23 protein-coding genes and 1 pseudogene are annotated in these 21546 nt (G+C 72.9%); 15 read left to right on the forward strand and 9 right to left on the reverse strand.

The features are described from left to right. Positions 1 to 24: 24 nt before the first annotated feature. Positions 25 to 1419, reverse strand: coding sequence for a C39 family peptidase (locus ACFYYN_RS27195; protein ID WP_500547858.1), 1395 nt, complete (start codon positions 1417 to 1419; stop codon positions 25 to 27). A gap of 291 nt (positions 1420 to 1710) precedes the next feature. Between ACFYYN_RS27195 and ACFYYN_RS27200 the strand changes: the two genes are divergently transcribed. Both ACFYYN_RS27200 and ACFYYN_RS27205 read left to right on the forward strand, forming a co-directional pair. Continuing rightward, positions 1711 to 2883 carry a sialidase family protein gene (locus ACFYYN_RS27200; protein ID WP_500547859.1) on the forward strand — a complete coding sequence of 391 codons (1173 nt, stop codon included), beginning with the start codon at positions 1711 to 1713 and terminating at the stop codon, positions 2881 to 2883. A 37-nt stretch (positions 2884 to 2920) separates the two neighbouring features. Continuing rightward, the gene (locus tag ACFYYN_RS27205; RefSeq protein WP_500547860.1) at positions 2921 to 3190 is read left to right on the forward strand and encodes a chaplin; all 270 of its coding nucleotides are present in this window, start codon (positions 2921 to 2923) and stop codon (positions 3188 to 3190) included. A gap of 82 nt (positions 3191 to 3272) precedes the next feature. Here ACFYYN_RS27205 and ACFYYN_RS27210 read toward each other — a convergent pair whose 3' ends face one another. The 3 genes from ACFYYN_RS27210 to ACFYYN_RS27220 are packed head-to-tail and all read right to left on the reverse strand — an operon-like array spanning position 3273 to position 6558. Next, positions 3273 to 4370 carry a threonine aldolase family protein gene (locus ACFYYN_RS27210; RefSeq protein ID WP_500547861.1) on the reverse strand — a complete coding sequence of 366 codons (1098 nt, stop codon included), beginning with the start codon at positions 4368 to 4370 and terminating at the stop codon, positions 3273 to 3275. After that, positions 4349 to 5113 carry an SDR family oxidoreductase gene (locus ACFYYN_RS27215; RefSeq protein WP_500547878.1) on the reverse strand — a complete coding sequence of 255 codons (765 nt, stop codon included), beginning with the start codon at positions 5111 to 5113 and terminating at the stop codon, positions 4349 to 4351. Before ACFYYN_RS27215 ends, ACFYYN_RS27210 begins: the two co-directional genes overlap by 22 nt. A gap of 26 nt (positions 5114 to 5139) precedes the next feature. Beyond that, complete coding sequence (locus ACFYYN_RS27220; protein ID WP_500323320.1) at positions 5140 to 6558, reverse strand: DUF6421 family protein; 1419 nt, start codon at positions 6556 to 6558, stop codon at positions 5140 to 5142. A 228-nt stretch (positions 6559 to 6786) separates the two neighbouring features. On the opposite strand from ACFYYN_RS27220, the gene ACFYYN_RS27225 reads away from it, so the two are divergent. The 4 genes from ACFYYN_RS27225 to ACFYYN_RS27240 all read left to right on the forward strand — a co-directional run bounded on the left by ACFYYN_RS27225 (position 6787) and on the right by ACFYYN_RS27240 (position 10114). After that, positions 6787 to 7482: a glycerophosphodiester phosphodiesterase gene (locus tag ACFYYN_RS27225; protein WP_500547862.1), complete on the forward strand. Its 696-nt coding sequence runs from the start codon at positions 6787 to 6789 to the stop codon at positions 7480 to 7482. A gap of 99 nt (positions 7483 to 7581) precedes the next feature. Further along, on the forward strand, positions 7582 to 8493 hold the full coding sequence (locus ACFYYN_RS27230) for an ABC transporter substrate-binding protein (protein WP_500323317.1): 912 nt from the start codon (positions 7582 to 7584) through the stop codon (positions 8491 to 8493). Then, positions 8490 to 9365 carry an amino acid ABC transporter permease gene (locus ACFYYN_RS27235; protein WP_500323316.1) on the forward strand — a complete coding sequence of 292 codons (876 nt, stop codon included), beginning with the start codon at positions 8490 to 8492 and terminating at the stop codon, positions 9363 to 9365. The genes ACFYYN_RS27230 and ACFYYN_RS27235 overlap by 4 nt, the downstream gene beginning before the upstream one ends. Then, positions 9362 to 10114 (forward strand): amino acid ABC transporter ATP-binding protein, encoded by a 753-nt coding sequence (locus ACFYYN_RS27240; protein WP_500323315.1) that lies wholly within the window; start codon positions 9362 to 9364, stop codon positions 10112 to 10114. Before ACFYYN_RS27235 ends, ACFYYN_RS27240 begins: the two co-directional genes overlap by 4 nt. 8 nt (positions 10115 to 10122) lie before the next feature. Here the strand turns inward: ACFYYN_RS27240 and ACFYYN_RS27245 are convergent, their stop codons facing one another. After that, positions 10123 to 10668 carry a GNAT family N-acetyltransferase gene (locus tag ACFYYN_RS27245; protein WP_500323313.1) on the reverse strand — a complete coding sequence of 182 codons (546 nt, stop codon included), beginning with the start codon at positions 10666 to 10668 and terminating at the stop codon, positions 10123 to 10125. A gap of 40 nt (positions 10669 to 10708) precedes the next feature. Next, entirely contained in the window at positions 10709 to 11545 is an 837-nt protein-coding gene (locus tag ACFYYN_RS27250) for a hypothetical protein (protein ID WP_500547863.1), read from the reverse strand. A gap of 73 nt (positions 11546 to 11618) precedes the next feature. Here ACFYYN_RS27250 and ACFYYN_RS27255 point away from each other — a divergent pair, with 73 nt between their 5' ends. Then, positions 11619 to 12005 carry a VOC family protein gene (locus ACFYYN_RS27255; RefSeq protein ID WP_499515509.1) on the forward strand — a complete coding sequence of 129 codons (387 nt, stop codon included), beginning with the start codon at positions 11619 to 11621 and terminating at the stop codon, positions 12003 to 12005. 61 nt (positions 12006 to 12066) lie between these two features. Here ACFYYN_RS27255 and ACFYYN_RS27260 read toward each other — a convergent pair. After that, positions 12067 to 12302: pseudogene (locus tag ACFYYN_RS27260) on the reverse strand (CoA transferase); the annotation flags it as partial. Beyond that, positions 12299 to 13801 carry an aminotransferase-like domain-containing protein gene (locus ACFYYN_RS27265; protein ID WP_500547864.1) on the reverse strand — a complete coding sequence of 501 codons (1503 nt, stop codon included), beginning with the start codon at positions 13799 to 13801 and terminating at the stop codon, positions 12299 to 12301. The pseudogene ACFYYN_RS27260 and the gene ACFYYN_RS27265, both read right to left, overlap by 4 nt. Here ACFYYN_RS27265 and ACFYYN_RS27270 point away from each other — a divergent pair. The 7 genes from ACFYYN_RS27270 (at position 13800) to ACFYYN_RS27300 (ending at position 19338) form a co-directional block, all read left to right on the forward strand. Beyond that, positions 13800 to 14705, forward strand: a complete 906-nt coding sequence (locus ACFYYN_RS27270) for a DMT family transporter (RefSeq protein ID WP_500547865.1) — start codon at positions 13800 to 13802, stop codon at positions 14703 to 14705. The two genes, ACFYYN_RS27265 and ACFYYN_RS27270, sit on opposite strands and share 2 nt — an antisense overlap. Positions 14706 to 14807: 102 nt before the next feature. Then, positions 14808 to 15407 (forward strand): DUF5134 domain-containing protein, encoded by a 600-nt coding sequence (locus tag ACFYYN_RS27275; protein WP_500547866.1) that lies wholly within the window; start codon positions 14808 to 14810, stop codon positions 15405 to 15407. 72 nt (positions 15408 to 15479) lie between these two features. Then, entirely contained in the window at positions 15480 to 16418 is a 939-nt protein-coding gene (locus ACFYYN_RS27280) for a M56 family metallopeptidase (protein WP_499515505.1), read from the forward strand. Positions 16419 to 16428: 10 nt separating this feature from the next. Beyond that, positions 16429 to 17139 carry a phosphatase PAP2 family protein gene (locus ACFYYN_RS27285; RefSeq protein ID WP_500547867.1) on the forward strand — a complete coding sequence of 237 codons (711 nt, stop codon included), beginning with the start codon at positions 16429 to 16431 and terminating at the stop codon, positions 17137 to 17139. Positions 17140 to 17238: 99 nt separating this feature from the next. Continuing rightward, positions 17239 to 17772 carry an SMI1/KNR4 family protein gene (locus tag ACFYYN_RS27290; RefSeq protein ID WP_500547868.1) on the forward strand — a complete coding sequence of 178 codons (534 nt, stop codon included), beginning with the start codon at positions 17239 to 17241 and terminating at the stop codon, positions 17770 to 17772. A gap of 64 nt (positions 17773 to 17836) precedes the next feature. Then, positions 17837 to 18532, forward strand: a complete 696-nt coding sequence (locus ACFYYN_RS27295) for an HAD family hydrolase (RefSeq protein ID WP_500547869.1) — start codon at positions 17837 to 17839, stop codon at positions 18530 to 18532. Between the two features lie 167 nt (positions 18533 to 18699). Further along, positions 18700 to 19338, forward strand: coding sequence for a TetR/AcrR family transcriptional regulator (locus ACFYYN_RS27300; RefSeq protein WP_499515501.1), 639 nt, complete (start codon positions 18700 to 18702; stop codon positions 19336 to 19338). On the opposite strand, the gene ACFYYN_RS27305 is transcribed toward ACFYYN_RS27300, so the two are convergent. Next, positions 19329 to 20693 (reverse strand): LVIVD repeat-containing protein, encoded by a 1365-nt coding sequence (locus ACFYYN_RS27305; RefSeq protein WP_500323416.1) that lies wholly within the window; start codon positions 20691 to 20693, stop codon positions 19329 to 19331. The genes ACFYYN_RS27300 and ACFYYN_RS27305 overlap by 10 nt on opposite strands. Positions 20694 to 20805: 112 nt before the next feature. On the opposite strand from ACFYYN_RS27305, the gene ACFYYN_RS27310 reads away from it, so the two are divergent. Beyond that, complete coding sequence (locus tag ACFYYN_RS27310; RefSeq protein ID WP_500323298.1) at positions 20806 to 21483, forward strand: DUF305 domain-containing protein; 678 nt, start codon at positions 20806 to 20808, stop codon at positions 21481 to 21483. The last annotated feature ends 63 nt before the right edge of the window (positions 21484 to 21546 follow it).

Here is a 21546-nt window from a genome sequence, read left to right on the forward strand (position 1 = left end):
CCCCGGCCGCCGGGCCGCCGGGGCCTAGAACACCCCGATCCGCTGCAGGGCCCGGGCCTGGCGGCCCGAGGGCCGCAGGGGCCAGTAGAGGTAGCAGACACCGCCCGTGCCGCTGCGCAGCTGCCCGTCGGCGGTGTAGCGCTTGGTCCTGAGCCAGATGGTCTCGAACTGCGACCGCTTGTAGACGCGGCGCACCGAGGCGTCGTCGGGGCTCGCGGGATCGTTGGCGATGACGTCGCCGTCGGCGGTGAAGCCGATGACGCACATCAGGTGCCCGGAGGTCCCGTACCCCGCGCCGTCGAGTTCGGAGGCGAGGAAGGACTGGGACGTTATCACCGGGATGCCGGCCCTGATCAGCAGTTCGATGTCGTTCAGGCCGCGCAGCCGGGTGATGACGGCGACCATGTCGTGGTACGTGGCCGCGTAGGCCGCGTTGAACGGCCAGTTGCCGCAGCCCTCGTACTGGCTGTCGTAGGTGTAGCGGGCGGCGTGGCAGACCTGGGGGTCCGCGTAGGAGGGGTCGACCCAGGCCAGGTCGGCGGCGGCCGGCTCGCGGCCCCAGTACTCGATGACCATCTGGGAGCCCGTCGGGCTGCACCAGGCCTCGCCACCGTTGTCGTACTGCGGGTACTGACCCTTGTGGATCTCCTGCGAGTAGCGCGGCACGGGCAGTTCGACCCCCCTTCCCACGCCCGGCACGGACGCCGGCACCGTGAAGCGGTCCGGGACGTCGGAGGCCATGGCGCCGAGCCGCCAGACGGTGGGGGTGACCCGGGAGCCGGGGGTGCGCAGCAGGGTGAGCCGCAGGCGGTACGAGGCGAGCCGCAGGCCCGAGGCGGGGTCGTCGACGGAGAGGGTGTCGGTCCAGACGCTGCTCCTGCCGTCGCTCTGGTCGTCGACGGAGGTGCGCTTGATGTCGGCGTCGCCGGAGGCCCAGCGGCCCATCACGTACCAGGGGGACCGGCTGCCGTCGGTGTACGTGGCGCCCAGCTCGACCTGGATCCAGGTGCCGGGTGGCGTACGGGCGTTCCAGGAGGCGACGATCTCGGTCGCCGGGTGCCGCGGGGTGTGCTCGGGGGAGGTCCAGGTGGCGGTCTCCCACGTGGCGGTGATCCGGGTGTGCGGGTCGGTGTACTCCATCGTGCCGGTGGGCCGCAGGATCGCCACGCCGGGGCGGGGACCGGGTACGACACCGGTGCCGGAGCCCCGTCCGCGGTACCAGTCGGCCCATCGCGTCCAGGCCCGGTACTCCACGGCGGCCGCGTCGCCGTCGTGGGCGCCCGGCCTGCCCACCACGTCGTCGGCCAGGTCGCAGTCGTCCGCGCCGGACGCGGCGAAGGCCCGCGGGGCGGTCGTCGCCGCGGCTGCCGCCGCGATGGCGGCGGCCAGCACCGTACGACGTGGGGTCGGTCGGGTCATGGCGGGTGTCCCCCTGTCATGGGCATGGACGACAGGTGCACAACTATCGCTCCACGCGGGCTTTTCGACCAGCGCCCCGAAAGGATCCGGGCAAGTTCATTGGTCGATACCTCTGACACAGACAAGGACGGGACCCGGTAAACCGTCAAGCATATCCGCCGCCGTTTCGGCCTAATTCCTCATATTGAACTACCGGAAAGACGTCGAACGGAGTGTCATACGGCGACCCAGGACGACCGGTGAGAATGTGGCGCCGCTGGCCGACCGCACGCCGCCCGGAGGAACCGCCCGATGACACTCGCCGCCGCCAGGGGCAGACGCACGCTGGCCGGCCTCGCCCTGCTGCTCACCGGGGCCGCCGGGTGGCAGGCGTCCGCGGGCGGGGCGGCCACACCGCTCCCGGCCCCCTGCGCGACGTCGGTGCCCTTCCGGTCCGGGACGCAGGGCTACCACACCTTCCGCATCCCGGCGGTCGTACGCATCGGCGGGACCACCGTCCTCGCCTTCGCCGAGGGGCGCCGCAACTCGGGGGCGGACGACGGCGACATCGACGTCGTGCTCCGGCGCTCCTACGACGGCGGCTGCACCTGGGAGCCGCTCCGGACGATCGCCGACGCCGGTACCGAGACCTTCGGCAATCCCGCCCCGGTGGTGGATCCCCGCACCGGGCGCGTCGTGCTGCTGATCTGCCGCGACACCGGCCCGGAACGGCTCGTCTACGAACTGCACAGCGACTCGGGCGGCCTGACCTGGTCCCCGCCCCGCGACATCACCTCCGAGGTCAAACCCGCCAACTGGCGCTGGTACGCGACGGGTCCGGGGCACGCCATCGCCCTGAGGAGCGGCCCGCACGCCGGACGTCTGCTGGTGCCCGCCAACCACACGTCCGTCCTGGCCGGCGTGACCGTGCACGGCGCCCACGCGCTCTACAGCGACAACGGCGGCCAGGACTGGCACATCGGCTTCGTCCAGGCGCTCCCCGGCGACTGGCTGAACCTCAACGAGAGCACGATGGCCGAACTCCCCGGCGGCCGGGTCTACGTCAACAGCCGTGACGACCGCGGGTTCTCCGCTCCCACCCGCGCCGACGCCTACAGCTCCGACGGCGGGCTCAGCATCGACGGCATCTTCCGGCCGCAGGGCGCCCTGGAAGGCCCCGAGGTGCAGGGCAGCGTCCTGCACACCCGGGACGGGGCGCTGCTGTACTCGGGCCCGGCCGACCCCGGGAAACGCCGCAGGATGACCCTCCGGGTCAGCGGGGACCAGGGCGCCTCGTGGACGTCCGAACCCCCCGTCAGCGAGCGTCCCGCGGCCTACTCCGACCTCGTCGAACTCGCCGACGGCACGGTCGGTCTGCTCTACGAGACCGGGACCACCTCCCCGTACGAGTCGTTGACGTTCGCCCGGCTGACGCAAGGCCCGAACGGGTGGATTCCCACATCCGGTGCCATCAGGGGTCGTTGATCAGGGTCCACAGAGCGATCGTCCACAAGGAGAACGAATGATGCGCATCGCGAAGGCCGCGGCCCTGACCGCCGTCGCCGGCGCCACCGTGATGGGTGCCGCAGGCGCCGCCGGCGCGACCGGCCACGGTCGCGGCCACGACCACGGCGGTGCCTCGGCCCAGGCCGCCGCCGTCGGCTCGCCCGGTGTCGCCAGCGGCAACGTCATCCAGATCCCGGTCAGCGTGCCGATCAACCTGTGCGGCAACACCATCAACGCCATCGGGCTGCTCAACCCCGCGCTCGGCAACGTCTGCGTCAATTCGTGATCCGCCGCCCCCACGAGGGGCGTGGAAAGAACGCACGGAGGGGCGTACGGGAAATCCCGTACGCCCCTCCGGCTTTCCGGATTCAGGCGGAATGGGCGGCCATTTCCTCGGCCAGCGCCGCCGCGAAGGAATCCACGTCCTCCTCGGTGGTGTCGAACGAGCACATCCAGCGGACCTCACCGGTCGACTCGTCCCAGAAGTAGAAGCGGTAGCGCTTCTGCAGCCGTTCGCTGACCTCACGCGGCAGCCGCGCGAAGACCGCGTTGGCCTGGACGGGGCGGACGACGGTGACGCCCTCGACGGCGCGGACGGCCGACTCCAGGCGCCGGGCCATCGCGTTGGCGTGACCGGCGCTGCGCAGCCACAGGTCACCGGCGAGCAGCGCCTCGAACTGCACCGAGACGAAGCGCATCTTGGAGGCGAGCTGCATGGACAGCTTCCGCAGGTGCTTCATCGCCCGCACCCGCTCCGGGTTCAGCACCACGACGCACTCGCCCAGCAGCAGCCCGTTCTTGGTGCCGCCGAAGGAGAGGACGTCCACGCCCGCGTCGGTGGTGAACTCCCGCAGCGGCACCCCGAGGGTGGCCGCGGCGTTGGCGATCCGCGAACCGTCGAGGTGGACGGCGAGGCCCCGTTCGTGGGCGTGGTCGCAGATCGCGCGGATCTCCTCGGGCGTGTAGCAGGTGCCCAGTTCGGTGGACTGCGTGATCGAGACGACCTGCGGCTGCGCGCGGTGCTCGTCGTCGAAGCCCCAGGCCTCCCGGTCGATCAGCTCGGGGGTGAGCTTGCCGTCCGGGGTGGGCACGGTGAGCAGCTTCAGGCCGCCCATCCGTTCCGGGGCGCCGCCCTCGTCCACGTTGATGTGGGCGGAGGCGGCGCAGACGACCGCGCCCCAGCGCTCGGTCAGCGCCTGCAGGGCCACGACGTTGGCGCCGGTGCCGTTGAAGACCGGGAAGGCCTCGGCCCGCGGGCCGAAGTGGCCGCGGAAGACCTCCTGCAGGTGGGCGGTGTAGTCGTCCTCGCCGTAGGCGACCTGGTGGCCGCCGTTGGCGAGGGCGATCGCCGCCAGCACCTCGGGGTGGACGCCCGCGTAGTTGTCGCTGGCGAAGCCCCGGACCTCGGGGTCGTGGTGCCGGACCGCGTCGGTCGACGGTGCGGTCACGGGCGGGGTGTCAGCCACTGGCGGGTTCCGTTCACTTCCTCGGCGGGCCGGGTCCACACATCGGCGATGGCGTCGGCCAGGTCGGTCACATCGGTGAAGCCCGCGAACTTGGCGTTCGGGCGCTCCTTGCGCATCTGCTCGTGCACCAGCGCCTTGATCACCAGCACGGTGGCCGCGGCGGTCGGGCCCTGTGCCCCCGCGAGCTTGCGGAAGGAGTCGCCCATCGCCAGCGTCCACGCCTCGGCGGCGGCCTTGGCCGCGGCGTACGCGGCGTTGCCGGCGGTGGGCTGGGAGGCCCCGGCGGCGCTGATCAGGACGTAGCGCCCGAAGGGGCTGGAGAGCAGCCCGTCGTGGAAGGCGAGCGAGGTGTTCTGGACGGTGCGGATGAGGAGCTTCTCCAGAAAGTCCCAGTCCGCGAGGTCGGTCTCCTGGAAGGAGGCCGAGCCGCGCCAGCCGCCGACCAAGTGGACCATGCCGTCGATCCGGCCGTGCTCCTTCTCGATCCGGCCCGCCCACTCGCGGGTGGCGTCCAGGTCGAGCAGGTCGACGATGTCCCCGGTGATCCCGGCGCCGCCCGCGTCGAAGCGGGCCAGGTCCACGGCCTCGGCGAGCCGCTCCGGGTTGGCGTCCGCGGCGATGACCCAGGCACCGGCACGGGCGAGCCGCTGCAGGGTCGCGCGTCCGGCGGGGCCGCCGGCCCCTGCCACCGCGATCACGGCTCCGGCCAGGGGTCCCCTGGCCGCCTCGTTGGCTTCCGTCATCTCCGCCGCCTCCTCGCCTGGATCGGTCACGCGGCCACCTGACCCGTGCCGCGGGCCGTGATGCCCTTGGTCGAGGCGATCACATCACGCAGCTTCTTGGCCAGGGCCTCGTAGAACATGCTGAGCGGAAATTCGTCCGGCAGCACGTCGTCCACGAGCTTCCGCGGCGGCTGGTCGAGGTCCAGGGCCTCCGGGCCCTTGGCCCAGACCGAACCGGGGTGCGGCGAGAGGTAGCCGGCGACGAGGTCGTAGGCGGCGAACCAGTGCACGAGCTTGGGGCGGTCGATGCCGTCCCGGTAGAGCTTCTCGATCTCGGCGCACAGCTGGTTGGTCACCTGCGGGGCGCGCTGCCAGTCGATGTGGAGCTTGTTATCCGTCCAGCGTACGGCGTCGTGCTTGTGCAGGTACGCGAAGAGCAGCTGGCCGCCGAGGCCGTCGTAGTTGCGGACGCGGTCGCCGGTGACCGGGAAGCGGAAGAGGCGGTCGAAGAGGATCGCGTACTGGACGTAGCGGCCCATGCCGTGGCCCTCGGCCTCCAGCTTCACGGCCTCCTTGAAGGTCGTGAGGTCGCAGCGCAGCTCCTCCAGGCCGTACATCCAGAACGGCTGCCGCTGCTTGATCATGAAGGGGTCGAAGGGCAGGTCGCCGTGGCTGTGCGTGCGGTCGTGGATCATGTCCCACAGCGTGAAGGTCTGCTGGCTGAGGTCCTGGTCCGCCAGCAGTTCCTCGGCGTCCTCGGGGAGCGCGAGACCGAGGGTGTCCACGGCGGCGCGGCTCACGGCGCGGAAGCGGGCGGCCTCCCGGTCGCAGAAGATGCCGCCCCAGGTGAAGCGCTCGGGCGCCTCGCGGACGGCGACGGTCTCGGGGAAGAGCACCGCGGAGTTCGTGTCGTACCCGGGGGTGAAGTCCTCGAAGGTGATCGGCACGAAGAGGGGGTTGTCGTAGCGGGTGCGCTCCAGCTCGGACAGCCACTGCGGCCAGACGACGCGGAGCGCGACGGCCTCCAGGTTGCGGTCCGGGTTGCCGTTCTGCGTGTACATCGGGAACACCACGAGGTGCTCCAGGCCGTCCTGGCGGTCGGCCGCGGGGTGGAAGGCCAGCAGCGAGTCGAGGAAGTCCGGCACCGCGAAGCCGCCCTCGGCCCAGCGGCGCAGGTCCACGACCAGGGCCTCGTGGTAGGCCTTGTCGTGCGGCACGAGCGGGGAGAGGTCCTCGACGGCGCGGACCACCCGGTCCAGGGCGCTCTCGACGGCGGCGCGCCCGGGCGCACCCTCCGCGGAGAAGTCGACCGAGCCGTCCTTGCTCTGCCAGGGACGGATCTCCTCCACCGCCTGCTTCAGGACCGCCCACGCCGGATGCCGGACAATGCCGCCGCCGGACACACCGGTCTCGCTGGTGGCTGCGCTGTCCATCGATGCCGCTGCCGGCGACAGAATTTCCGTCATGACCCCTCCTTCACTGAAGAACCTCTTGTCGGCCCACCGTATATACGGCAGCTTCTCCCGTTCAAGTGGAGGCGGAGGAGATTCTTCCGCCGGAAGGGCCCCGGACCGTGGATCTTCCTGCGGGCTGCCGCGCCGTTCATCCCGTGTTCGGCCCTGTGCCGCAAGGGGCCGCTAGGCTGCCAGCGTCCCGTCGATCACCCGCAGCACCCAGCACGGAAGCGATCCCCCTTGAGTTTTCTCACCGTCGGCCATCGCGGTGTCATGGGCGTCGAGCCCGAGAACACCCTCCGCTCCTTCGTCCGCGCCGAGCGCGAGGACATGGACCAGATCGAGCTCGACCTGCACCTCAGCAAGGACGGCGCCCTGATCGTCATGCACGACGTGAAGGTCGACCGCACCACGGACGGCTCCGGGCCGATCGGTGACCTCACCCTGGACGAGCTGCGCGAGCTGGACGCGGGCGCCGGTGAGCGGATCCCGGTGTTCGAGGAGGTCCTGGACGCGGTCACCAAGCCGATCCAGGCCGAGATCAAGGACGCCGCGGCGGCCCGCGTACTGGCCGAGGTGATGCGCGAGCGCGACCTGGTCGAGCGTGTCGACGTGCTGTCCTTCCACGACGAGGCGCTCGCCGAGATCCGCGAGTGCCTGCCCGACGTGCGCACCGTGCTGGTCGCCCAGGGCCCCATGGGTGCGGAGATCGTCACCCGGGCGCAGGCGGTCGGCGCGAAGCTCGTCAGCCTGAGCCTGCGGCGGATCAGCCTGGCACTGGTGCAGGAGTGCCACCGCGCGGGGATCTCGGTGATCGCCTGGACCGTGAACACCCCGGCCGACCTCGCGCTGGCACGGGCCCTCGGCCTCGACGGCGTCGTCACCGACATGCCGGCCGTCAAGCGCGCGGTCGAGGGCGGCCTCACCGACTGGTGACCCGCCCGCCCCGCAACACGCCCGACACAACCGTCCGGCATGCGGGATCCGGCCACGATGTCGTGGACATCCGGCGCCCGGCGGTGCCAATGTCCCGCCATGCGTACCGCATTCGCCCTCCGGGTACCCGCGCGCCTCACCTCCGCCGCGGCGGTCCTCCTCCTCGGCCTCACCGCGGCGGCGTGCGCCCCGCAGGAGGACTCCGCCTCCGACGGCCCCTCGTCGCCCGCAGGTTCCGCCCCGGCCTCGGCCGGGGCGTCCTGCGCGGCGGGCAAACTGGACACCCGTACCGCGGACGTCCTGACGATCGGCACCGACAACCCCGCCTACGCCCCCTGGTTCCAGGACAACAAGCCGGCCAACGGCAAGGGGTACGAGTCCGCGGTCGCCTACGCGGTGGCGAAGCGGCTGGGCTACGACAAGGGCGCCGTCACCTGGCGGACGGTCGCCTTCAACAACGCCTTCGCCCCCGGCGCCAAGTCCTTCGACTTCGACATCAACCAGGTTTCCGTCACCGCGGACCGCCGCAAGGCCGTGGACTTCTCCTCCGGCTACTACGACGTGCGCCAGGCCGTCGTCGCCCTGAAGGACTCCCCGGCCGCGAACGCCACGGACGTCGCCGCGCTGAAGAAGGTCAAGCTGGGCGCCCAGGTCGGCACGACGAGCCTCGACCTCATCAACGACGAGATCAAGCCGGAGCGCACCGCGGCCGTCTACCAGAAGAACGACCTCGCCGTCGCCGCCCTCAAGAACGGCCAGGTGGACGCCATCGTCGTCGACCTGCCCACCGCCTTCTACATCACCTCCGCGGAACTGGACGACGCCAAGGTCGTCGGGCAGTTCGCGACCACCGCCGGCGCACAGGAGCAGTTCGGCCTCGTCCTGGACAAGGGCAGCCCGCTCACCGCCTGCGTGACCGAGGCCGTCGACGCCCTGCGGGCGGACGGCACGCTCGCGAGGCTGGAGCAGCAGTGGCTGTCCGACGCGGTCGGCGCACCGGTGCTCAAGTGACGCTCGGCGAGGAACTGCACAAGGACGCGTACACGCCGTCGCAGCGGCGCCTGGAGCGGGAGCGCCACCGGCGGGCCCGCACGCGCCGCGCGACGGCGATCGCCGCGACGAGCACCCTGGTCACGGCGGCGGTGCTCTACCTGGGCATCACGGGCTCCCCCGGCTGGCCACGGGTCCGGGAGACCTTCCTCAGCGGCCACTACGCGCGTCTCGCCCTGCCGAAGGTCCTCGACGGCCTGCTCCTCAACCTGCGGCTGCTGGTCGTCTGCGGCGCGATCGTGCTGGTCCTCGGCCTGCTGCTGGCCGTGGTCCGGACGCTGCGCGGTCCGGTGTTCTTCCCGCTCCGGGCACTGGCGGTCGCGTACGTCGACTTCTTCCGCGGCCTGCCGCTGATCATCTGCCTGCTGGCGGTGATCTACGGGGTCCCGGCGCTGCGCCTGCAAGGGGTACCCACGAACCCGGTCGTGCTGGGCGGCGCGGGCCTGGTGCTCACCTACTCCGCCTACGTGGCCGAGGTCTTCCGGGCGGGCATCGAGAGCGTCCACCCGAGCCAGCGCGCCGCCGCCCGCTCGCTGGGGCTGAGCGGTGCGCAGACCCTCCGGCACGTGGTCCTGCCGCAGGCCGTGCGGCGTGTCGTGCCACCGCTCCTGAACGACCTGGTGTCCTTGCAGAAGGACACCGGCCTGGTCTCCATCGCCGGGGTGATCGACGCCGTCTACGCGGCGCAGATCATCACCAGCCAGACCTTCAACTACACGCCCTACGTCGTGGCCGGGCTGGTCTTCGTGGCACTCACCATCCCCATGACCCGGTTCACCGACTGGGTCACCGCGCGCATGAACCGGCGCCAGTCACAGGGAGGCACCGTATGACCGAGGCACCCGTCCTGCGGCTGGAGTCGGTCCGCAAGGGCTTCGGCGGCTCCCTCGTACTGCGGGACGTGGACCTGGAGGTCCCGCAGCACACCGTCACCGTCCTGATCGGCGCGTCCGGCTCGGGGAAGTCCACACTGCTGCGCTGCGCCAACCTCCTGGAGGAGGTCGACGACGGCGCGATCTTCCTGGACGGCGAGGAGATCACCCACCCCCGGGCCGACCCGGACGCGGTCCGGCGGCGCATCGGCGTGGTCTTCCAGGCGTACAACCTCTTCCCGCACATGACGGTGCTGGACAACATCACCCTGGCGCCGCGCCGCGTGCACGGCGCCCCCCGCCGCGACGCCGAGGCGCGCGCCCACGAGCTGCTCGGCCGCCTCGGGCTCGACGGCAAGGCGCGTGAGTACCCGGACCGGCTCAGCGGCGGGCAGCAGCAGCGGGTGGCGATCGTCCGGGCGCTGGCGGTCAGGCCACGGCTGCTGCTGCTCGACGAGATCACCGCGGCGCTCGACCCCGAACTGGTCGGCGAGGTGCTGGGCGTCGTCCGAGACCTCAAAGAGGACGGCATGACCATGCTCATCGCCACCCACGAGATGGGCTTCGCCCGCGAGGTCGCCGACCAGGTCTGCTTCCTCGACGGCGGTGTGGTGCTCGAACGCGGCACGCCCGCCGACGTCTTCGGCGCGCCCGCGCACGAGCGCACCCGGCGCTTCCTGTCGCGGATCGTCGAGGCCGGGCGGTTCTGAGGCGGCCGTCAGCCGAGCTGCTTGACCAGCAGCTCGAAGGCGAGGTCGTCGCGCGTGGGCAGCCCGAACCGCGCGTCGCCGTAAGGGAAGGGGCTGGTGCGGCCGGTCCGCGCGTAGCCCCGGCGCACGTACCAGGCGATCAGGTCCTCGCGCTGCGTGATCACCGTCATGTGCATCTCGTCCGCCGCCCACTCCTCGCGGGCCCGCCGCTCCGCCTCGGCGAGCACCAGCTTGCCCAGACCGCCGCCCTGCAGGGCCGGGCGCACGGCGAACATCCCGAAGTAGGCGTGCCCGTCGCGGTTCTCCAACTGGCAGCAGGCCACGACGACGCCGTCCGTCTCGACCGCGAGGATCAGGCTGCGCTCGCCGTCGATGACGGCCGCCACGCCCTCGGGATCGGTGCGCTGGCCCTCGAGCAGGTCCGCCTCCGTCGTCCACCCGGTGCGGCTGGCCTCGCCGCGATACGCCGACTCGATCAGCGCGACCAGGGCGGGGACGTCCTCACGGGTGGCGGTGCGGAAGACGGGGCGGGCGACGGGCTGCGCGGTCTCCATGGCGGGGGTGTCCTCTCTGCGGCGGCGGCTCGTCCCGAGGCTAGCCGGTCGTGTCCGGAGGCGGCACGAAACCCCTGGCCCGTACGTGCCGCACGAACTCCTCGGGCGGCGCGCACCCGCGCCGGCGCACCCACTGCTCCCAGGCCAGGTCCCACGTCCAGGTGCCGTCGGTGGCCCGCCCGAGGCGGACGTACTCGTACGGCCCCTCGGAGAGCGGATCCGGAGCGGGGCTCACGGCCATGACGAGGATCCGGCCCCCCGCGAAGTAGTCGGCGAGCGGCTCGCGCAGTTCCCCGGGCAGGCTCCCCGGGACGAGGAGCACCTGACGGCCCCTGCCGCGGCCGACGCGGGCGGGAGCGGCGGTGCGGACGGGGTGGCCTTGGGCGGCCGGGTTGGCGGGCCACCGGCGTCCGGGCGCGGTGGGCACGAAGCGCCCCTCGCCCGTGGGCGGTTCCCCGGCCTCCAACGTGACGGCGAACCCGCCCTCCCTCAGACGGGCCGCCAGCAGCGCCGTCTCCGGCTCCGTTCCCCGCTCGCCCTCCCCGGCGAGCGCGCGCAACCGGCCGCGGGCCTCGGCGAGCGGCACGCCGAACACCTCGCGCACCGTCTTGAGCGCACGCGCGCCCGCGGCGCCGGGGAGCGGCTCGGCGCGGAGCACCACCTCGCCGTGCGCGGCGACCAGGGCGGCGCTGACGTACTCGGGGACCTCGTCGCGGCCGCACTGCACCTCGGCGGACCCGCACGCCTCGCAGGCGCCCTCCACGCTCCAGTGCGCCACGCCGTCGATGACGCAGACGCCGGCGTGGTAGCCGGCCTCGGCGCCGCAGCGGGTGCAGGTCCTGAACAGCGGGGCGATCGCGCCGGGGCCGTGGTCCATGCGGGGCAGCCTCGCGGACGCGGGGGCGCCGTGTCAGCCGGTTTTCCCGGCGGCGCGTGGGTAGCTTCGGGCCGTGACGAACGTACTGAGCAGCAGGATCCTGCTCCGGCCGACCGATCTCGAGAGGTCCCGCGCCTTCTACCGCGACGACCTGGGACTGGCGGTCTACCGCGAGTTCGGGCCGTGGGAGGAGCGCGGCACCGTGTTCTTCCTGGGCGGGGGCTTCCTGGAGGTCTCGGGGCACGCCGACGGGCCGCCCGCGCCCGGACTCCAGCTGTGGCTCCAGGTCGAGGACGTGGCGGAGTGCCACCGCCGGTTCGCCGGGCGCGGGGTCCGGATCGTGCGGGAGCCCGTGAAGGAGCCCTGGGGGCTGATCGAGATGTGGATCGAGGACCCGGACTCCGTACGGATCTGCGTGGTGGAGGTCCCCGCGGACCACCCTCTGCGCTACCGGGGGTAGGGCTCCGCGGTCACGAGTCGAGCCAGGCCGTGATGGCGTCGGTGTGCTCGCCCAGGCGGGGCGCGACCGAGCGCTTGTTGCGGTTGACGGACAGGAAATAGGTGGACTCCCCGTGCGCGTGGGGCGGCCCCCAGGCCCGGGTGTCGTACCGGTGTCCGGGTGCTCGACCTTGATGACGTCGGCGCCGAGGTCGGCCGGCAGCATCGTGGCGTAGGGCGCGGCCAGGACGCGCCCGAAGTCGGCGATCAGCACGCCGGACAGGGGTGCCGCCGGTGCGGGGACGTCCGTGCCGGTCATCGGGCCACCCCGTCCCTGCCCATCCCGTCCCTGCCCATCCCGCCCGTGCCCATCTCGTCGACGCCGGTCTCGGAGCAGGCCGCGGCGAACCGGCGGACGCCCTCGGCGATCTCCTCGGTGCCGCTGGTGTCGGCGAAGCTGAGGCGGACGTACGGGGCCGGCGCCTCGGCGGCGAAGTAGGGGCGGCCGGGAGCGACGGCGGTGCCGGCGCGCAGCGAGGCGGCCGCGAGGGCGGACCCGTCCGTGCCGTCCGGGAGCCGCAGCCAGATCTGGTAGCCGCCGACCGGGACGCGGACACGGGACACCAGGCCCGGCAGTTCGCGGTGGAGGGCGGCGAGCATCGCGTCACGGCGGTCGCGCAGGCCCGCGGAGACGGCGCGCAGATGGCGGGGCCAGGCGGGGGCGCCGACGAGTTCGAGGGTGGCCTCCTGCAGGGGGCGCGGCACGAAGAAGCTGTCGACGATCTGGATGGCGCGCAGCCGCTCCATGACCGGGCCGCGGGCGACGAGGGCGCCGACGCGCAGGCTGGGCGAGGTGGGCTTGGTCAGCGAGGTGACGTGGACGACGGTGCCGTAGGGGTCGTCCACGACCAGGGGCGGTGGCGGTTCGGCGCCGTGGCCGAGGCGCCGGGCGAAGTCGTCCTCGATGAGGAAGGCCCCTGCGGCGTGGGCGATCTCGGTGATCCGCCGGCGGCGGTCGGCGGCGAGGACGGCGCCGGTGGGGTTCTGGAAGAGCGGCTGGCAGAAGAAGACCCGGGCGCCGGTGGCGGCGAAGGCGTCGGCGAGCAGGTCCGGGCGCACGCCGTCGTCGTCCATGGGGACGGGGACGGGACGCAGCCCGGCCGCGCGGGCGACGGCCATGGCGCCCGGGTACGTCGGCGACTCGACCAGCACCGGCGAGCCGGGCGGGGCGAGCGCGCGCAGCGCGGTGGTCAGCGCGGCCTGGCCGCCCGCGGTGACCAGGACGTTGGCGGGGCCGAGGGTGCCGCTGGAGCCGCCGACCTCGCGCGCGAACCAGGCCCGTAGCGCGGTCAGTCCCTCCAGCGGCGGCATCTCCCAGGCGCCGGGGCGGCGGGCGGCGCGGGCGAGCGCGGCCCCGAGCGCCTGCTCGGGCTGGAGCGAGGGGTGCAGGTAGCCGCTGTTGAAGGCGATCACCCCGGGCGGCGGGACGGCGAGGCTGGCGGTCACGCCGGAGGCGTCGACGACCCTGGGCGTGGAATCGCCGTGCTCCTCGACGGTGAGGGCGACCTGCTGCCAGGAGGTGTCGACCGGACGCGGGCCGTCGGCGACGCGCTGGGCACGGTAGGCGCCCGCGCCGGGGCGGGTGACGACCAAACCCTCGGCGGCGAGCGCGGCCAGGGCCCGGGAGACCGTGACCGGGCTGACGCCGAAGCGCTCGACGAGGACACGGCTCGACGGCAGCTTTTCGCCGGGCGAGTAGCGGTGGAGCTCATCTCTCAGGGTGTCCGCAACATTTCCCGAACTGCTACCGTTGGCCATGACAGCACACAATAGCGCTACCGTCGCCCCGTCGATAGCGGTCGGGAGCCGTACAGGTGGCACCGCGCTCGCCGGGCTGGGCGTCGCCGCCTTCTCGCTGACCTTTCCCGCGACGCACTGGGCGCTCACCGGGCTCGGCCCCTGGTCCGCCACCACCGTCCGGGGTGTGCTGGCCGCGGCCGTGGCGGGGGCCTGTCTGGCCGCCGCACGGGTGCCGCTGCCCGACCGCCGGCACTGGGCGGGGCTCGCGGTCGTGGCGCTCGGTGTCGTCCTCGGGTTCCCCCTCCTGACCACCCTGGCGCTGCGCACCACCGACACCTCGCACGCCGCCGTGGTCGTGGGCGCGCTGCCGCTGGTCACCGCCGTGCTGGCCGCCGTACGCGTCGGGACGCGCCCGTCGGTGCCCTTCTGGTCGGCCGCGGTCGCGGGCGGGGCGGTCGTGGTGTGCTTCGCCCTGTGGCAGGGCGGCGGCTCCCTGACCACGGGCGACCTCTTCCTCTTCGCGTCGCTGCTGGTCTGCGCGGCCGGTTACGTCGAGGGCGGACGGCTGGCCTCGGTCATGCCGGGCTGGCAGGTCATCGGGTGGGCGCTGGTCGGAGCGCTGCCCCTGACCGTGCCGGCGGCGGGGGTGGCGCTCGCGCTCGAGCCGGTGCACCTCGGCGGCCGGGCGGTGGCCGGGCTGCTCTGGGTCTCGGTGGTGTCCCAGTTCCTCGGGCTGATGGTCTGGTACCGGGGCATGGCCGCCATCGGCGTCGCGCGGGCCAGCCAGTTGCAGCTGGCCCAGCCGTTGCTGACGCTGGTCTGGGCGGCCGCGCTGCTCGGCGAGGACCTGGGCGCGCTGACCGCACCCGCGGCGCTGGCGGTCCTCGTCTGTGTGGCGGTCACCCAGCGGGCCCGCAGCTGAAGCGGGGGCGGCACGGCCGCGCTCCCCCGGTACGCCCGTGCGCTGGAGTGTGCGCCGCCGGGTCCGGGCATCCTCCGGGGAGGAGCCGAAGGAGGGCCGCTCATGCACGGACCGCCGCTGGTGGCCTGGCTGCTCGTGGTGCTGGGCGCCGCCACGGGGGCGTACTGCCTGTTCCGCACCCGGCGCGGCTGCCCCGGCACCGGACCCGACCAGCGTCGGGTGGCGCGTGCGGAGGCGCTGATGGGGATGGGCATGGCCGTGATGGCGGTGCCGGTGTCCGTCCTGGATCCGCCGCAGTGGGTCGCCGCGGCCTTCGGCCTGGTCTTCGGTGCGGCGGCGGTGCGCGCGCTGCTGCTGGCCCGGCACGACGCGCACCATCTGCACCATGCCGTCGGCGCGGGGGCGATGGTCTACATGGCGGTGGCCATGGCCGAGGCGGGCTCCGCGGGTGCCGCCGGCGGCGCGGCCCACGCCGGTCACGCGCCCGCGGGCACGCCCGCGACGACCGGGCTGCTGCTGGCGTACTTCGCGATATACGTCCTGGCGGCGGGCGTCCGGCTGCTCTCGGTCCCCGTCACCGTCACAGCGGCCGGTGCGGCTCCGGCGGGAGGAGTCGTGCCGGTGGCGCACGCGCCCGAACTGGCCTCGGCGTGCCGCGTGTCCATGGCGATAGGGATGTTCGCCATGCTCCTGACGCTCTGACGGCAGTGAGGCGCGTCACTTTCCCCTCGAATAACGTACCCGTGTGCGGTGACGCCCTCATAGTGTGGCGGCATGACCGTCCCGCTCGCGCTGCTCCTGCTCGGTGCGGTGGCGGCCGCCATGGCCCCACGCCTGCTCACCCGCGCCACCTGGCCCGAGCGGGAGCCGGTGCTGGCCCTGTGGGTGTGGCAGTGCGTGATCGGCGCGGTCCTGCTGTGCCTGTTCCTGGCCATGGCCCTCAGCGCCTCCGCCACGTGGACCTGGCTGCGCGAGGGACTGTTCGCCTTCGCCCCCCATGACGTCGTCGACGCCTACGAACTGCCCGGTTACGGGCCGTGGGCGGGTTATCTGGCGGTCCTGCTGGCCTGCGGCGGCATCTGGACGGCGGCCATGCTCGCCCGGGAGATCCGCAGGGCCGGCGCCCGGCAGCGGGCGCGCCGCGCCGAACTGCGGGCCCGCTCGCCGCGGCTGCCCGGTGAGGCCGCCGCCTCCGACGAGCGGCTGGTCGTCCTGGAGAGCGACCGTCCGGACGCCTGGTGGCTGACCGGCCCGCGGCCGCAACTGGTCATCACCACGGCTGCCCTGCGTCGCCTGAAGGGGCGTCAGCTGGACTCCGTCCTCGCCCACGAGCAGGGCCACGCGCGGGCCCGGCACGACGTCCTCCTGCACAGCGCCGGCGCGCTGGCCTCGGGCTTCCCGCAGGTGCCGGTCTTCGCCGCGTTCCGTGACCAGGTGCACCGGCTCGTCGAACTCGCCGCCGACGACATCGCCTCACGCCGGTTCGGGCGGCTCACCACCGCCCTGGCCCTGGTCGAACTCAACGAGGACCGCGGCGTTTTCGGCCCCTGCCCGGCACCGGACGCGCAGGTCCCGGTCCGCGTCAACCGGCTGCTGGACCCCGCGCCGCGGCTCACCCGCCTCGGCCGCGCCCGCGCGTCCGCGTGCGCGCTGCTCATCCCGGTCGTGCCGTTGCTCGTGGCCTTCGGCCCCGGGATCGGGGCGCTCACGTAACCTCGGCTGCATGCACGCCCCTCCCGCACCGTCCGACGTCCGGGACCCCGACCGTGCCCTGCGCACCGCGTGCCTGAGCCAGTGCGCGGCGGCCTGCGCCGCCTTCCTGCTGCTGCTCGGGCTCGTCGTGGCGCGCTGGGGGCCGCTGCTGGCCGCCGACCGCGGCATCGCCGTGCAGCTGCACGCCGTCGCGGTACGGCACTCCGGCTGGACCCGGCTCAACCGCGTCCTCACCGACTGGGTCTGGGATCCGCTGACGATACGTCTGCTGCTGCTCGCGGCCGTGGTGTGGCTGCTCGTACGGCGCGAGAACCGCCAGGCCCTGTGGCTGGTGCTGGCCGGCACCCTGGGCTGGGTCCTCCAGCAGTCCGCCAAGGCCCTCGTCGGCCGGGAGCGCCCGCACTGGCCGGACCCCGTCGACTCGGCGGCCTACGCGGCGTTCCCCTCCGGCCACGCGATGACCGCCGCGCTCGTCTGCGGCGCCCTGCTGTGGCTGCTGCTGCTCCGCCTGCCGGCCCGCTCCCCATGGGGCGTGGCCGCCTGCGCCGTCGCCTTCGTGTCCGTCGCCGGTGTCGGCTTCACCCGCGTCTACCTCGGCGTCCACTGGCCCTCCGACGTCCTGGGCGGCTGGCTGCTCGCGGCGGCCGTCCTCACCGGTACGGCGGCGCTGTGCGAACCGTGGCGCACGGGCGCCGCGGAGCAGGAGCGCACGTCCTCGTGACCCGGTCGGGGCCGGGAGTTGTGCGGGTTCAGGGGAGATCGAGGCACCCGGGCGGCTGCCCTGCCGCGCTGTCGCCACCGGCTGGTATCCATGTGCGGCATGGACACCGAACACGCCTCCCCCGAGGACCTCGCCGCGCTCCGCGCGGCCTTCGACGTCGACGACGGCGGCGCGTCGGCGCTCGGCTGGGAGGCCGTCCACGCCTTCGAGGCGCGGCACGGGGTGGTACTGCCCGAGCCCTACCGGACGTTCGTCGCCGACATCACCGACGGCTCCTTCCAGGGGCCTCCCGACTTCGGGCTCGTGGGCCTGGAGGAGTTGCCGGACGACTGGGGCGACGACCCGGCCGGACGCGACCTCGGCCGCCCCTTCCCCCTGACGTCGGCGTGGATCTGGGAGGACGACGACCGGCCCGAGGAGGAACTCGCGCCGCTGCGCGCCCAGGTGTTCGACCACGGCTCGATCGTGCTCGGCACGGACGGTTGCGGCATGTACTGGCACCTCGTCGTCACCGGTCCGCAGCGCGGCCGGGTGTGGCACGTCACCGGCGAGGGCGCCTGCCCGTTCGATGCGGGGTTCGCCGGGTGGGTCGGGCACTGGGCGGCCGGGAAGCCCTGGTTCGACGCCTCCTGACCGTGACGCGGCCCGCACCGGGCTCCGGTGTGCCCGCGAAGCCGGGGCGGGGATGATGGCGGTCATGACCATCAAGGGATGCATGTTCGACTTCTCCGGCACCCTGCTGCGGGTCGAACCCGCCCGGCGCTGGCTGGGCACGGTTCTGGAGCGGCTGGGGATCACCCTCGGCGAGACCGAGCTGGCGGCGTACGCGGAACGCCTGGAGCGGGCCGGCGCGCTCCCGGGCGGAGCGGCGCCGGAGCGGGTGCCGGCACGGCTGGAGCGGCTGTGGCAGGAACGGGACCTGTCGGCGGAGCACCACCGCGCGGCGTTCACCGCGCTGGCGCGGGAGGCGGAGCTGCCCTGGGAGGAGGCCTACGGGGCGCTGTACGACCGCCACATGGAGCCCGCCGCCTGGTCGCCGTACCCGGACGCGAGGGAGGTGCTCGAGGAGTTGCGGCGCCGGGGCGTGCCGGTGGCGGTGGTGAGCAACATCGGGTGGGACCTGCGGCCGGTGTTCCGCGCGCACGGTCTGGAAGGGCTGGTGGACGTCTTCGTCCTCAGCTTCGAGCACGGCGTCCGGAAACCGGACCCACGGCTGTTCGGCATCGCGTGCGAGGGGCTGGGGCTGCCGCCGGAGCGCGTCGCCATGGTCGGGGACGAGCGGCGGGCGGACGGTGGCGCGGCGGCGCTGGGCTGCGCGGTGCACCTGGTGGACCACCTGCCGGTGGAGCAGCGGCCGTCGGGGCTGCTGCCGGTGCTGGACCTGACCGCGTGACGGGGATCTGAGGGCGCCGGGCCGGGCGGCGCGGAAGTGCGGTACCCGGCGGTCCCCCGCGCCGCCGGGTACGTGCACCTCACCCCCGTGACCCGCATGAGCATGCCACTCACGCACGGTCAGCCCTGAGTATATTGGCTCCGAGCCAGTCAACGCAGGAGTAAAGCATGTCCCCTCGGCGACCTTCGGTCAATGAAGCGATGCGCCGGCGTTCACGGGAACGTCTGCTGCAGGCCACGGTCGAACTGGTGGAGGAACGCGGGTTCGAGGCCACGACGCTCGGGGACATCGCCGACCGTGCGGGGTCGGCGCGCGGTCTGGTGTCGTACTACTTCCCCGGCAAGCGACTGCTGCTGCAGGCGGCGGCACACCGGCTGATGCACACCGAGCTGGCCGCGGCGCTGGAGCGGGAACCCGGGCCCGCCGACGGCCGCGAGGTGCTGGCCCGGGCGATCGACGCCGTCCTGGCGCTGCCCGTGCGGCATCCGGTCGTCATGCGGGCGCACATGGCCGGCATCCTCCAGGCGTCCGGGTTCAGCGAGTGCGAGGAGCGGCAGCGCCTGGCCGAGTTGCTGCTGGGCGCCGTCCGGGCGTGGGGCTCGGCGGACCCCGAGCAGGACTACCGGATGCTGCGGGCCCTGCTCATGGGCGGGGTGTTCGCGCAGTTGATCCCGGGCGCGGCGATGCCGCTGCCGCGGTTGCGGGCCGACATGTTCCAGCGGTACGGCCTGCCCTGGGAACTCGGCGTTCCGCCGGGCGACCTGCCGCCCGGCGGAACGCCGTTGCCCGGGACCGCTCAGCGGTAGTCGGGCTGGGTCTGGACGTTGAGCTCGGCGAGCCGGATGCCCCGGGCGCTGTCGGTGCGCTTGTCGGAGATCTTGAGGACGTCGAAGCCCTTGGCGATGTCGTTCGAGTAGATGTAGCCGTTGTAGTAGTAGGCGCTCCAGGAGCCGCCGAGGGTCAGGGTGTCGGTCGAGATGGGCCCGCGCTCGAAGTAGCCGATCTCCTTGGGGCGCGCGGAGTCGGTGAAGTCCCACACGGAGACGCCGCCCTGGTACCAGGCCTGGACCATGATGTCGCGGCCCTTGGCGGGGATGAGCGAGCCGTTGTGGGCGACGCAGTTCTCGGTGTCGGCCTGGTGGCGCGGGATCTTGTAGTAGTTCCGAAAGACCAGCTCGGGCTTGCCGTGCTTGCGGACGATGTCGTAGATGCCGTCGGCACCGCGCTGCGGACCGATCGCGGTGTTGCACTCGGCGCCGCCGCCACCGCCCAGCTCGTCGGTGAAGACGACCTTGGTGCCGCGCTCGTTGAAGGTCGCCGAGTGCCAGAACGAGAAGTTGACGTTGTCCTGGACGCGGTCGAGGACCTTCGGGCGCTCGGGGTTGGAGATGTCCATCAGGATGCCGTCGCCCATGCAGGCGCCGGCCGCGAGCCCCAGCTTCGGGAACGCGGTGATGTCGTGGCAGCCGGTGGTCTCACTGACCCGGGCCTGGGTGTCGGTGGGCGGGACGCCCGGGTTGCCGCCGTCCGGGAAGAGGACCGGGAAGGCCGTCACGGCCGCCTTCTCCGGGTGGCTGCGCGGGATCTTCACCACGGAGATGCCGTCGTGCGGCGGCTGGCAGTCCGGGAAGGTGGCGCTGGGCGAGTAGGAGGATACGTAGACGAACAGGTCGCGCTTGGCCGGTACCAGGGTGTGGGTGTGGGAACCGCAGGCGGTCTCCACGGCCGCGACGTAGCGCGGGTTGGCCTTGTCGCTGATGTCGAAGACCTTGACGCCCTCCCACGAGGACTTCTCGGCCGCGGACTGGCTCGTGCTCGCGCAGGAGCTGTCCGAGCGCGAGGAGTCGGTGGACAGGACCAGCAGGTTCCCGGAGACCGATATGTCGTTCTGGGATCCGGGGCACAGGACCTGGCTGACCATCTTGGGGCTGGTGGGACGGCTGATGTCCCAGATGACGAAGCCGTCGTAGTTGCCCGCGAAGGCGTATCTGCCCTGGAACGCCAGGTCGGTGTTGAATCCCCCGAGGGATTGCTTGGGTATGTTGACCAGGTGCTGAACGTTGGCGCTCGTGACGACCTCGTCGACACCCGGGATGCTCCCGTCGGCCGTGGCGGGGGCCGGAACCGCCAGTCCGAGCAGCGTGACGGCCGCGGCCGCCAGGGCCGCCAGTCGTCCGGGGCGAGCGAGGGCTGTACGTAAGCGCTTCACCGCGTCCTCCTAGTTTCCGTTCGCGGTTGAACTTCATGCGGACCCCGGCAGTATGGCCCTTCTCATGTGCGCGTCAAAAGATGACAATGCACTGGTGTTTTCCTCGTATCGTGTTGCGACGCTGTCCGCGCTGGCCCTCACCGCCTCCTTGGTACTAGCCCTGACCAGCTGCGACGGGGGTTCCGGAAGCGGTTCCGCGTCCGCCGCGCCCTCGGTCATCGCGCCGGGAGCGCCGGGCGAGAAGGCCACCACCCTCTCCCCGGAGGAGGCGGCGAAGGCCCTGCCCGACGACTCCCCGAACCCGGCGGACCTCACCTATGTGACGAACATGATCGCCCACCACCAGCAGGCGCTTGTCATGACCGCCCTCGCGGGCACCCGCGCCTCGGACGAGAAGGTCCGCGGACTCGCCGCGCGCATCGAAGCCGCGCAGGGCCCCGAGATCGACACCATGCAGGCCTGGCTCAAGACCAACGGCGGCTCCCATGCCACCGCTCACGACCATGACCACGCCGCGATGCCCGGGATGGCCACCGCGGCGCAGCTGGCGGCGCTGCGCGCGGCGCGCGGCGCGGAGTTCGACCGGCAGTTCCTTCGCCTGATGACCGCCCACCACCGCGGCGCGGTGACGATGGCCACCGACGTGCTCACGCACGGCCGCAACGTCCTGGTCGCCGAGTGGGCGAACGAGGTGATCGCCCAGCAGAGCGCCGAGATCGCCCGGATGCGCGCCATGGACTGACATCCCGGACCGCGACACGCTCCGGCGCCCTCCCCCCGGTGGTCACTCGGTGCGATGCTGGAC

This window comes from Streptomyces sp. NPDC001902 (assembly GCF_042891295.1).
Lineage (GTDB): Bacteria > Actinomycetota > Actinomycetes > Streptomycetales > Streptomycetaceae > Actinacidiphila.